The sequence below is a fragment of the Shewanella sp. VB17 genome, from assembly GCF_013248905.1.
In the GTDB taxonomy this organism is placed as follows: Bacteria; Pseudomonadota; Gammaproteobacteria; order Enterobacterales; family Shewanellaceae; genus Shewanella.
Genome location: NZ_JABRVS010000001.1, coordinates 4,543,061 through 4,555,505, shown reverse-complemented (window position 1 = coordinate 4,555,505; position 12,445 = coordinate 4,543,061). Strand labels below are relative to the sequence as shown.

General features: G+C 42.9%; 8 protein-coding genes. 5 read left to right on the top strand and 3 right to left on the bottom strand.

Annotated features, from left to right (window positions below; genetic code table 11):
• Positions 1-13 precede the first annotated feature (13 nt).
• From HQQ94_RS19645 to HQQ94_RS19630, 4 genes are read left to right on the top strand one after another with little or no spacing between them, the layout of a single operon-like run.
• Positions 14-766 (top strand): (Fe-S)-binding protein, encoded by a 753-nt coding sequence (locus HQQ94_RS19645; RefSeq protein ID WP_173296008.1) that lies wholly within the window; start codon positions 14-16, stop codon positions 764-766.
• 1 nt (position 767) lies between these two features.
• On the top strand, positions 768-2,213 hold the full coding sequence (locus tag HQQ94_RS19640) for a LutB/LldF family L-lactate oxidation iron-sulfur protein (RefSeq protein ID WP_173296007.1): 1,446 nt from the start codon (positions 768-770) through the stop codon (positions 2,211-2,213).
• The gene (locus HQQ94_RS19635) at positions 2,210-2,923 is read left to right on the top strand and encodes a lactate utilization protein C (protein ID WP_217274074.1); all 714 of its coding nucleotides are present in this window, start codon (positions 2,210-2,212) and stop codon (positions 2,921-2,923) included. Before HQQ94_RS19640 ends, HQQ94_RS19635 begins: the two co-directional genes overlap by 4 nt.
• Entirely contained in the window at positions 2,923-5,766 is a 2,844-nt protein-coding gene (locus HQQ94_RS19630; protein ID WP_173296006.1) for an FAD-binding and (Fe-S)-binding domain-containing protein, read from the top strand. Before HQQ94_RS19635 ends, HQQ94_RS19630 begins: the two co-directional genes overlap by 1 nt.
• Before the next feature lie 121 nt (positions 5,767-5,887).
• Here HQQ94_RS19630 and HQQ94_RS19625 read toward each other — a convergent pair whose 3' ends face one another.
• Positions 5,888-7,570 carry an RluA family pseudouridine synthase gene (locus HQQ94_RS19625; RefSeq protein ID WP_173296733.1) on the bottom strand — a complete coding sequence of 561 codons (1,683 nt, stop codon included), beginning with the start codon at positions 7,568-7,570 and terminating at the stop codon, positions 5,888-5,890.
• A gap of 291 nt (positions 7,571-7,861) precedes the next feature.
• Positions 7,862-8,902, bottom strand: coding sequence for a dihydroorotase (gene pyrC / locus HQQ94_RS19620; RefSeq protein WP_173296005.1), 1,041 nt, complete (start codon positions 8,900-8,902; stop codon positions 7,862-7,864).
• Between the two features lie 540 nt (positions 8,903-9,442).
• On the opposite strand from pyrC, the gene HQQ94_RS19615 reads away from it, so the two are divergent.
• A complete protein-coding gene (locus HQQ94_RS19615; RefSeq protein WP_173296004.1) occupies positions 9,443-11,650 on the top strand; it encodes a hypothetical protein in 2,208 nt (735 codons plus the stop codon).
• A 55-nt stretch (positions 11,651-11,705) separates the two neighbouring features.
• On the opposite strand, the gene HQQ94_RS19610 is transcribed toward HQQ94_RS19615, so the two are convergent.
• Entirely contained in the window at positions 11,706-11,888 is a 183-nt protein-coding gene (locus tag HQQ94_RS19610; protein WP_173296003.1) for a hypothetical protein, read from the bottom strand.
• Positions 11,889-12,445 lie beyond the last annotated feature (557 nt).

Genomic DNA, 12,445 nt, shown 5'->3' with positions numbered 1-12,445 from the left:
GAGTGAGTATTCTATGCGCATTTATCCGGCCAAACCTCATACGGTGTACTGCTATGGCACCTGCCTTGTAGATATGTTTGATCCCGAGGCAGGGCTTGATGCCATCCACTTACTTGAGCTACAAGGTCTGAAGGTTATTTTTATTGAAAAACAAACCTGTTGTGGCCAGCCTGCTTATAGCTCTGGTTATACGAATGAAGCGAAACGTGTTGCAGCAAGTCAAATGGCACTCTTTACAGAGCCTTGGCCTGTGATTGTATTATCGGGATCTTGCGGTGGCATGATGCATCACCATTATAGACGTATGTTTCAAGGCGATAATATTCAATCACACGTAGAGCAATTTTGCGATCGTGTCTTTGAGTTGACCGAGTTTTTAGTCAATGTGTGTCGTATTAAGCTCGAAGATAAGGGAGATCTCACCTCTGTGGTGATGCACACTTCATGTGCAGCACGCCGTGAAATGAATGTCCATGTGACGGCGACTCAGTTACTCAATCAATTATGCAATGTTGCGCTTCAAGAGCACGCTTACGAGAGCGAGTGCTGCGGTTTCGGCGGTACTTTCGCCGTACGTCATCCTGCTATCAGTCAGGCCATGGTGGAGGATAAGACGCATCATTTGTTAGAGACTAAATCGGTGGCGTTAGTCAGTGCAGATTGGGGCTGTTTATTAAACATTAATGGTGCCTTAGAGTATCAGGGACAGTCGATGAAAGGGCGTCATCTTGCTAGCTTTTTACTTGAACGCATAGGAGGCAAGTAAAATGAGTCATTCATCAGCGGGTCCTGAGCACTTTCATGCTCAAGCTCGGTCTGCACTTGGCGATCCGCAGCTGCGACAAAACTTTCGCGGCGCGATGGATTATCTGCAAGACAAACGAAAAAGTGCTTTTTTTGATCCGGTAGAAGAAGCGCAACTACGCGATCTATCTGCAGCTATCCGTCAACGTTGTTTGAGTAAACTCCCACAGCTACTTGAGCAACTAGAGGCAAACTGTACTCGAAACGGTATTGAGGTGCACTGGGCGGAAAATGATAAAGAAGCCAATGATATTATTGCCAGCATTGCTCAGAGGCATAACGCAAAAAGTATTGTGAAAGGTAAGTCTATGGTGAGTGAAGAAATTGAGCTCAATCATGAGATGGCCAAGCTGGGAATTGAATGTCTTGAGAGTGATATGGGGGAGTATATTGTTCAGCTTGATGGTGATAAACCTTCCCATATTATCATGCCAGCTATTCATAAAAATAAGCAGGAGGTGAGCGATACCTTTGCGCTGCATTTAGATGACTTTGAACCGACTGTGGATGTGGATGAGCTAATTCAAACTGGACGCTCCCATCTTAGACAAAAATTTCATGATGCTGATATTGGCTTATCAGGGGTTAATTTTGCCGTTGCCGAAACCGGTACTCTTTGTCTGGTAGAGAATGAAGGCAATGGTCGCATGTGTACCACAGTACCTAAGGTGCATATCGCCATTACTGGGATAGAGAAAGTGGTTGAGTTTTTGGCTGATGTCCCCCCATTATTCAATGTATTAACTCGCTCAGCTACAGGACAAGCAGTGACCACCTACTTTAATATGATCAGTTCTCCACGCAAAAATGGCGAGCTAGATGGCCCCTTAGAGGTGCATCTTGTCTTATTAGATAATGGCCGTAGTCAGGCTTATCAAGATGAAGAAATGCGTAAAACCTTGCAATGTATACGTTGTGGAGCGTGTATGAATCATTGTCCTGTTTATACTCGTGTCGGTGGGCATGCTTATGGGACTGTCTATCCTGGCCCTATTGGGCAAATTATCTCGCCACATATAATGGGATTAGAGAAAACCAAAGATTTGGTGACAGCGTCTAGCTTGTGTGGCGCTTGTGGTGAAGTATGCCCAGTACGTATTCCTATTCCTGAGATGTTGCAGCGACTACGTACCCACGCTAAAAATCCTCCTAAAGCAGATATTATGCCGTTGAAGGGTCAAGCCTCTGGCGCCAGTACCCTAGAGTCTTGGGTGATGAAAGGCTTTGTTTTAGCGGCGACAAGCCCTAAAATTTATCATTCAGCTACTTGGTCGCTAAGTAAACTTAACGCGTTTATGCCTAATCATATTGGCCCATGGACGCAATGCCGAACATCGCCCAAACCTGCCGATAAAACTTTGCATCAGTTGATTAAAATACGTCACAAAAAAAAGAGTGATAAGCCATGAGTGCAACGGACCCGAGTATATTAGCTAAAAGTGCAATGTTATCTCGACTTCGCGATGCCAAGCCTCAAGCGATGGCAAAAGAAAATCTGCGTTATCCCGTGTGGCAAGACAATGATAAGCAATTGCAACAGCAACGATTTATGGCAGGTTTATCGGCAAATCATGCTGAAGTTATCTGCATCAGCTCATTAGCGATAGCAGACACGATAGAAAAAGTGCTTATTAACCAGCAGTGTAAGCACGTCATATTAGGCAGTGCTTGTGATCATACTGCTTGTGATAACGTCTCTTATGCTTGCCGCAAGGGGGAATTTTATCCCCAAATACTCGAAGGTACGCGTGATATCAATGTACTCGTGTTTGATACCGATGTTGATGAGATAAAATCAACCTTGTTCAATGATATCGATGCTGGAATAACTCATAGCCTTGCAGGCATCGCTGATACGGGAACCTTAGTGCTCTGGCCTGACAGGGCAGAGCCCAGAACTCTATCACTTATTCCACCTTGTCATATCGCGTTAATCAAACGTTCTGCTATCGTCAGTAACTTCGCTGAGTTGATGGCAGAAAAGGCCTGGCAGCAGCAAATGCCGACCAATATAGTCTTAATATCTGGCCCTTCAAAAACGGCCGATATTCAACAGACGTTAGCTTATGGGGCTCATGGTCCACGTCAGTTGGTTGTTATTTTAATTGAGGATATGTAATGCAAGTGACCTATCAAGAGTTGGCCAATATTCTGGCTGAACGTATTACGCCAGAGCGAATTGTGACTGAAGAAGCGAAAAGGTTAGCTTATGGAACCGATGCGAGTTTCTATCGTTTAACGCCCCAAATAGTGGTGCGTCTCAAAACGCTCGATGAAGTGATTTATACGATTAAAACCTGTGGTCAATACCATATTCCTTATACTTTTCGCGCTGCGGGGACCAGTCTATCGGGCCAAGCGGTGTCAGATTCTGTGCTGATCACCTTGACTGATGATTGGCGCGGGCATCAGATCTTAGATAACGGTCATAAAATAACCTTGCAACCTGGTGTCATAGGAAGCGATGCGAATAAATACCTAGCAAGATTTGGTCGAAAAATTGGGCCGGATCCTGCATCGATTAATACTTGTAAGATTGGCGGTATCGCTGCTAATAATTCGAGTGGTATGTGTTGTGGTACGGCGCAAAATACTTACCGAACATTGGATAACATGACGTTAGTTCTTGCTGACGGGACTGTGCTTAACACTGCTGACGAGATAAGTGTAAATGCATTTAACATCAAACAAAAAAAACTGATTGATGGGATTAACATACTGTGTCAAAAGGTAAAAGATAACCCTGTTTTACAAGCTAGGATCCGTCATAAATATCGATTAAAAAATACCACAGGCTACGCCTTGAATGCACTGGTGGATTATTGCGATCCCATCGATGTCCTTAAACATTTGATGATTGGCTCAGAGGGAACGCTTGGGTTTATTGCCGAGATCACCTACAACACAGTGATAGAGCATGCTCATAAGGCATCGACGCTTATTGTATTTAACAATATCGAGGAAGCAAGCAGAGCGGTGACGGCTTTAGCATCAGATCCGGTTGCAGCTGTGGAGATGATGGATGGCCGTGCGATGGCATCCATTGCCGACAAAGCGGGTATGCCAGCTTTTATTAAGAGATTGAACGTAGAAGCTTGCGCATTATTGATTGAGTCACGGGCGAATAATGAGGTTCAATTACTGGCACAATGTGATCAAGTTAAGGCAACTTTGACACATTTTTCAGTGATTGAATCTATCGAGTTTACTTCTCAAACTGACACTGTTACGACACTTTGGGCAATGCGAAAAGGAATGTTTCCTGCGGTGGGGGCCGTGCGTGAAGTCGGCACCACAGTGATCATTGAAGATGTGGTTTTTCCTGTAGAGCATCTCGCAGCAGGTGTACGTGATTTACAACAATTATTTATTCAGTTTCATTATCATGAGGCAATTATTTTTGGTCATGCATTAGAAGGAAACCTTCATTTCGTTTTTACACAAGGTTTTGACACCACGGCAGAGGTCAAGCGCTACGGTGACTTTATGGATGCAGTGGCTGAATTAGTCGCGGTTAAATATCAAGGGTCAATGAAAGCCGAGCACGGTACCGGACGTAATGTCGCTCCCTATGTGGAGCTTGAATGGGGCAAAGATGGTTACCGTTTAATGCTAGAGATTAAGCGCCTATTTGACCCTAAAGGCGTGCTTAATCCAGGCGTTATCATTAATGATGACAAACAATGTCATATTAAGAACCTTAAGTTGCTGCCAAAAGCAGATGCGCTGGTGGACAAATGTATCGAATGTGGCTTTTGTGAGCCAGCCTGTCCCTCTCGCACATTGAGCCTGTCGCCTCGTCAGCGCATCGTGCTTTATCGTGAGTTACAGCGCCGAGAGGCTGCTGGAGAGACTCAAGGGGTGAAAGAATTAGAACACGTTTTTGAATATCAAGGGCTAGATACGTGTGCGGCGACGGGGCTATGTGCCGATCGTTGTCCGGTGGGGATTAATACAGGGGATTTAGTCAAAAAGCTACGCAGAGTTAAATATCAGCGATTTACCCCTATTGCCCGTTGGACAGCAGATCATTTCGAACATACAACTAAGGTGGTGAAATTAGGCTTAAAAGGCAATGAGCTAGCAAAGAAATTATTGGGTGATGGCGCTGTGGGAAAACTGGTGAATGGGTTACACCACATCACTAAAGGTGTTACACCAGTTTGGATGCCTGAATATCCAAGAGCGAATCAACATCATCTAGCGTCATTGGCTATTGCGCACAGATCTCATACTCATCATGAACACAATCAGCTAAAAGTGGTCTATATGGCCTCGTGTGCGAGTCGCACGATGGGACCGCCGATGGGCAGCAGTGATGCACGTTCTTTGACACAAGTGACCCAATCGTTACTGGAAAAAGCGGGGGTCGAAATGATCATTCCTCAAGGGTTAAATGAGCAATGTTGTGGCATGCCCTATGACAGTAAAGGAATGTTAGTCATCGCTGAGCAGAAATCGAAGCAATTAGAATCCTTATTATGGCAAGCGAGTGAGCAAGGAAAATGGCCAGTGTTAATGGATACGAGTCCTTGTGCTAAAAGGAGTATCGAACAGTTTACTCAATCAATAGAAGTATTAGAGCCTGTTGGGTTTGTGAATAAATATTTGCTTAAAAAACTGAATATTTGCTCGACAGATGAGACGGTTATTTTACATATTACCTGTAGCTCACGTCGAATGGGGTTAGAAAATGCGATGCTGGATTTGGCTAAAATCTGTACCTCAAATGTCATTGTTCCTGAACATATTCAATGTTGTGGCTGGGCGGGAGATAAAGGGTTTACCACCCCTGAACTTAACACGGCAGCACTTAAGCCGTTGAGGGATCAAGTACCTGCCAATTGTAAGCGGGGGTTTAGTAATAGCCAAACCTGTGAGATAGGCTTATCGCATCACAGTGGTATTCCCTACCAATCCATTCTCTACCTTGTTGATGAGGTGAGCTCTGCGCAAGCTTGAATATCGCTCTACTCAAACTTGGGTGTAATCAGAATAACAGATTGTTTTTTTTAACAGTTTATCGATGAGTTTTTGGTTTTTTATTGACTAACCTAAACTCAGGATATGCAATTTAGGTTGATTAAAACTCAGCGCTGACGCGGAAACTCATGCGTGCTTTAGTTCTTGGGTGATTGAGTTCTAAAAGTTCCGCATGTAAGTGCAATCTGTCGGCTTTTTTACCATAAAGATCGTCGCCAACGATGGGCATATTGAGCCCTTGGGTATGAGCGCTATGGACCCTAAGTTGGTGAGTTCTTCCTGTTTTTGGATATAAATAGACCTTAGTTTGGCCATTTTCTCGGGCGATTACCTGCCATTTGGTTTCGGCAGGTTTACCGTGTTCAAGGCAGACAAGTTGTCTTGGTCTATCATGAAAGTTACCGCGCATAGGTAAGCTGACTATGCCCTCATCTTGTTCAAGTCGCCCTGTTAACAGGGCGACATAACGTTTATGGACTGTTCGGGCAATAAATTGTGCCTGTAAGCTTTTATTTGCTTCTTTAGTTAAGGCTATCACCATTAAGCCTGAGGTAGACATGTCGAGTCGATGAACGATGAGTGGCCCGCTGGCTTCTGGAAAGCGTTGCTTCATGCGCAGATACACAGAATCCTGAATGTTTTTTCCCGGAACAGAGAGAAATTCAGCGGGTTTATTGATGACGGCCATTTCATTATCTTGGTAGATGATGTCGATGGTTTTACTTATTGCAGGATTGGCAAGTAATGGGTTTTCATCCAGTGTCATGCCATCAAGCATATGACTCAAAATGGGTTTGCATTTTCCCTGACAAGCAGCATAAAAATTCTTATGCTGGCGGATTTCAGATTTTGGAGCAATTCCCCACCAAAACTCAGTTAAAGCCAGTGGTTTCATGCCCCATTTGAAGGCGTAATGTAACAGTTTTGGGGCGGCGCACTCACCAGAGCCTGCGGGCGGTGTTTGGTGTACAGTGTCTTGAAAAATACTGCCTAAGTCTCTGCGCTCACCTCTGATATTTAAGAACTGATAATGCTCAAATAGCTTTTTCTGTAGCTTGGCGGAGGCATTTTTACGCCTTTTTTTAACTTGCTCAATGTTATCGATTAACAGATGCAATTGCTGCTTTGCAATATGTATCCTGTTATTCCAATACAGGTTAAGTGCTTTTAACTGATTTTTATCACGCACACTTTCTTTGGCAAGTGTTGACTCTAGTGCTAAAAAATCAGCGTGACTCAGTGTTGTTTTTGCTGTTTCCCTGAGTGCCTTCCGCGTTTTTCGTCCTGCGATAATCGTTTGTCTTTGAGCCTCAATTTGTAAGTGACCGTTGTGAGTTTCGGCAGATAAGTCTGCTCTTTTTTTTGTTATGTCTGGGTTTAATTCTAGTGTATTAATCAGTTCATTTAGCTGGTTAATATTGACTTGCTCAGCGAGGAAAAAACTATCTTCAGCGAGCATATCAAATACGGGAGGGACGAAATGTGGCAGTAAATTGTTATCGGCAAGTTTTCCTGAAAATGCAGACAAATACCCAATTTCACCTTGAATGTTTTGTACGATTAATACACCAAACATTTTACCTATAGCAGCCACTTCATCACCTGTATGACCAAAGTTATGTTGCCATTCTTTTTGGGTTTCTAGGTGTGTTTGAAGCTCTTTGACTGCAACTAAACACAGAGGGTGGGGCTCATAATAGAAAGGGAAGGTAAAGCGCTCGGGTAAGGATAAATGTTGGACAGAGGCTGTAAAAGCGGTAAAGCAATGTTCAGGTGAATGCATAAAATTATCCATAGTGTTAGCCTTAACTGCGCTAAGCACGCTTGGCGGTAAAGTCTGGTTGGTCAAATTTGAACTGCTAGATCGGGCGATTTTACCTGCTCAGCCTAGATTATTCAATGGCGTCTAAATTGAGTGAATCCGCATTTTAAAGTCACTTGGGTATACATGTTAGCAGTACGGAAATAATTTGGTTTGTCGGGCCATTGGGAATCTTGTTTAATTAAACATTGGTGTTTTTACGGCATGATGAATAGCCTAACAAGAGCAGGCTATCCATCTATGGTTAAGCGATTAGTCGTTTGACTTTACTTTCCAATTGACTTCTTCATCAGCGAAAAATGGCACGATTGGGTTGCCATTTGGTAAGATTATCTGGCTTGGTACTGTCCAGGTTTCTTTTACCAGAGTTATCGTACTGGTATTTCTCGGTAGACCATAAAAATCTGGACCGTGAGTACTGGCAAAACCTTCAAGTTTTTCAATGACACCTAAATCATCAAATACTTGTGCATATAATTCAAGTGCACTCCAAGCACTGTAACAACCAGCACAACCACAGGCTGACTCTTTGCGGTGTTTTTCATGTGGTGCAGAGTCGGTACCTAAGAAAAATTTATTGGATCCGGTTGCCACTGCAGCTCTGAGTGCATCTTGATGAGTGCTGCGTTTTAGGACAGGTAAACAAAAATTATGTGGGCGGATCCCACCGACTAACATGTCATTACGATTCAGTAATAGATGTTGCGGTGTGATGGTGGCAGCAAGATTATTGGGGGCTGACATGACAAAATCAGCCGCATCTTTAGTCGTGATATGCTCAAACACAATTTTAAGGCTGGGAAATGCATCGACGATATGTGACAAATGGCGTTCGATAAACAGGGCTTCACGGTCGAAAATATCAATATGGGATTCGGTGACTTCTCCGTGTACCAGTAATAACATACCAAGCTCAGCCATGGTGTCAAATACAGGGAAAAGCGCATCTAGGGCTTTAACGGCTGCATCAGAGTTGGTAGTGGCACCTGCTGGGTAGAGTTTAGCGGCAACCACACCCGCTTTTTTTGCTTCAATGATATCTTGTTTACTGGTGTCATTGGTGAGGAATATTGTCATTAAAGGTTCGAAGTTTGAGCCTTGTGGACGTGCAGCTAAGATACGCTCGCGATAAGCCATTGCCAGTTTTGCATCGGTCACAGGGGGAAGCAGGTTTGGCATCACAATGGCGCGCTGAAAAAGTCGGGCGGTTGCAGGGACTGTTTCTTGTAACATATCACCATCACGGAAGTGAAGGTGCCAATCATCGGGAGTAAGTAGGGTGATCTGCGTCATCTATAATTCCTATGGGTTTACGGCAAGCCATTACAGGCCATTTTCTGCGCGATATTATGCCTTAAATAGGCTTTTTTTAATAGTGGATAATTGTTGATGTATTCATTGGGACTTTTACTTTTTTATGCTTAACGTGTAAATAATGGTGTGCTTTTGTTTTTTTTGTGTATGCCTTTAATGCCTTGTGTAATACTTTTAGGTTATTAAATTTAAATTTAAATATTATAATGAATTCTTTATTTTACCGTCTCGTTTTTCCTACTGGGAAGTCTTGCTACAGCTAGTTTTTGAGTTGATCTTGATGTATTTTGTAGTGCTAAATCATATTGAAAAATCAATGATTCAGGTGTTGATCAAGCTATTGAATTTAAATGGTTAATTGTTTCTTCATTGCTAGTTAATTATCTGTTACAGGTGCATGTTGATACATTTTAGTCTTTGATTTTATAAAATATAATCAATATATTGCAATTGAGGTGACAGCGCTGTCATTTGGATGTGAATGAATATTTTTTGCTTTATAAAAAATAAGGTTTGATGATGAATAAATTTAAAATAAATAAAATAACGAAAATGATGTTTGTTGTGTCGGCATTTATGGGGCTAACGATGCCTGCACATGCTGATAATTACTACGATGTCGAAGTTTATGATGAAACATTTGCAGATTACAAACCTAATTGGGCTGAAGGTGGCAAAACCCATCAAGTTATATTTAATGGGAAAATATGGACAGAAGCTTGGGATGCAGCGGCAGGATTATGCCCAGGTACGGAAGCCACAGCAGCGATAGCAGGTGAGGTTTGGGTTGCATTACGTGATGCAACTGCTAGCGAACTTGAAGGTGTGACTGATGTTTGTAGCCAAAGTAATGGCGGTAATTCTGGTGGGGGGAGTGAAGGAGGTGATCTAAATAATCCTTATGATTTAGCTGAATTTTCTGCTAGTGGTGAATATGCTGTTGGTGATCTTGTTATTCACCCTGATACTGGTCCATTTGAAGCTGTGGAGGCGATTAAGCCATTTACTTATGCACCGGGTATAGCACCTTGGAAAGAATACCAAGAAACCCCAACATGGGAGAGTGTGCAACAGTCGCACATCGATACCGGATTCCAAAAAGGTGAAATGGTATTACACGATAATATTATTTGGCGAGCGGCCAACTGGGTTGAAGCTTCTGTCACTCCAGCTGAGGGGACGACATGGGAAGCGACAGAATTATCACCAACTCCTCAATTTAGTGTTTATGACTCGAGCGTGCGTTATCTTGAATACAGCTATGTAACCTTAAATGGGAAGTCATATTACTCTCAATCTGAAGTTGAGAATGTAAGCCCGCTAAATGCAGAGCTTAAACCTTGGAAGCACCACCTGTATTGGGAAGAGGCTGATACAAAAAATGTTGTTGGCACCCCTAAGCAAGATTGGCCTGCTCAAGTGTATGCCCCTTATGTTGATGCAACAGCTCAGTTTTTGCCTCCTCTAGCTGGCACTCTTCATGATGTCGGTGTTAATTACTTTACTTTAGCTTTTGTCGTCGCTGATACGCGTTCTTCTTTAGGTGGGTGTATCGCAGCATGGGGGGATTATTCTGATTATGATTTAGCAAGAGGACCTGGAGATCTCTATCCTACAATTAAGCAGATTAGAGATAATGGAGGGGATGTTATGCTGTCATTTGGTGGGGCATCAGGGACACCTTTAGCAGCTGTTTGTACTGTTGATGAATTGAGTTCACTTCTAGATGAAACGGTCAATAATTTAAATTTGAAAATTATTGATTTTGACATAGAAGGCGGAGCAATTGCTGATCATGTCGGTGGTAATGGTGGAAATACAGGTGGTGGAAATACAGGTGGAGCTACAGCAGGTTTACCTAGTTGGGTTTATTCATTAGATCTAACCCAAGCTGCTTTATGGAGTGATGCAACGGATCATTATGACTCCCAAGATTTTGTTTATACTGTTGAAAATGGTGAGAAAGTCTATTATGCCGCAAATTATTGGACTGCAGCTGCTCCAGCTGATAATTTCATGCTAACACCGTTTACCGCGGGGTTGCCATGGATTAAAATTCCAGCAGAAATGTATCCAAATGAAGCAAGCCGTAGTTCGATCGCAGCCGATGAAGAATCGGAAATGCAAGGTGTAGAGCGCCGAAATGCAGCTTTGGTTAAATTACAAGCAAAATGGAGTGGTGAAGGTAAGAATATAAAAACAGCATTTACCTTACCTGTACTACCTAGTGGCTTAACTTCAGATGGTTACTATGTGATCAATGATGCAGTCACCAGAGGTGTTAAACTTGACTTGGTGAATTTAATGACAATGGATTATGGCGGGGAAGAAGTTTGCCCTCATTCAGAAAATAAACCTCTAGATGGAATTCAAGCTCAGTGTGGTATTGATGCTGTAACCAATGTGCATAGCCAACTCTCTGAAATTTATCAATCTGCAGGTGTGGATAAATCGGATGCAGCTATTTGGGCTATGCTAGGCACGACACCAATGATTGGTGTTAATGATGTCGAGCCTGAAGTTTTTTATAAAAATGACGGTAAAGTCACAGCAGAATTCTTTAAGGAGAAAGGTTTAGGTTTTATCTCTAACTGGTCTGTCGCGCGTGATGTACCTGGAGAGGCTGGACAAGTGTCACCTAATCATTCTGGACTTGCTCAAGGTGATGGTGATGATCAATTGCAAGATTATGATTTTGCAAGAATATTTTCTGAAATATTCAAATAACTACGTTAAATTGACAGTGGTGTTTTTTCAACAAGACTGAAACAAATATCTTCGTCTAATCAAACCCTATTTTTATCATAAAAATAGGGTTTTTTGTTTGCCCAGCGAAGCTGGCAAACCCAGCAGGTTGAAAGAAACCTGTATCACCCTGACTAAGGGGAAGATAATCCGAATGGCAAGGGCGTTGCTGGCTAACGGCAGGGTCTGAAGGAAGCCATAGGAAGTGAGGTGTACACAACTAACCGTAACCTGTTTCGGCACTATTGGTGGGTGAGCGTGCAAAATAGCGCGAAGCCCAATACTTAGTCAGACTAATAATGTGTTTGAGGGTGGAATACCTTATAGGGAGCCAGTGCAGTAACTGGGGAAGCCTGGCATCAGTTCCAGTGATAAGGGCTGGAGGCATTATCCCAAGAGGTGACTCAAGGGAAATGTTGGTGTGAGGTGGCAGATGAATCCGTAGTAGTGAGTAAGGCTCGGCCTGTGAAGCCCAGTAATGGTGTGGAGGATAAAATCAAGCTGACCATCAGCATCAAGTCTGGTGGAGTATTAAGTTGCCAAAAGCGCTTAATATTGCGAAGGGAGGAAGCGTGCTTTAAGTCTGTAATGAGCAGATGTTTTTTTTTTCAGAGGTACACAAGTCGATTCGCTATCGAAGTCTTTTTGAACTGGTCACCTTAGGAGTAAGGCTCTGGCTTAAGAAACTGTACAAGGGAGTAGTTTTGTCACTGTTTAGTAGATTGCCATTGCGCTAGAACGCTAAGCAACAAAGTGAAATAGACCGACTTTGAGGAA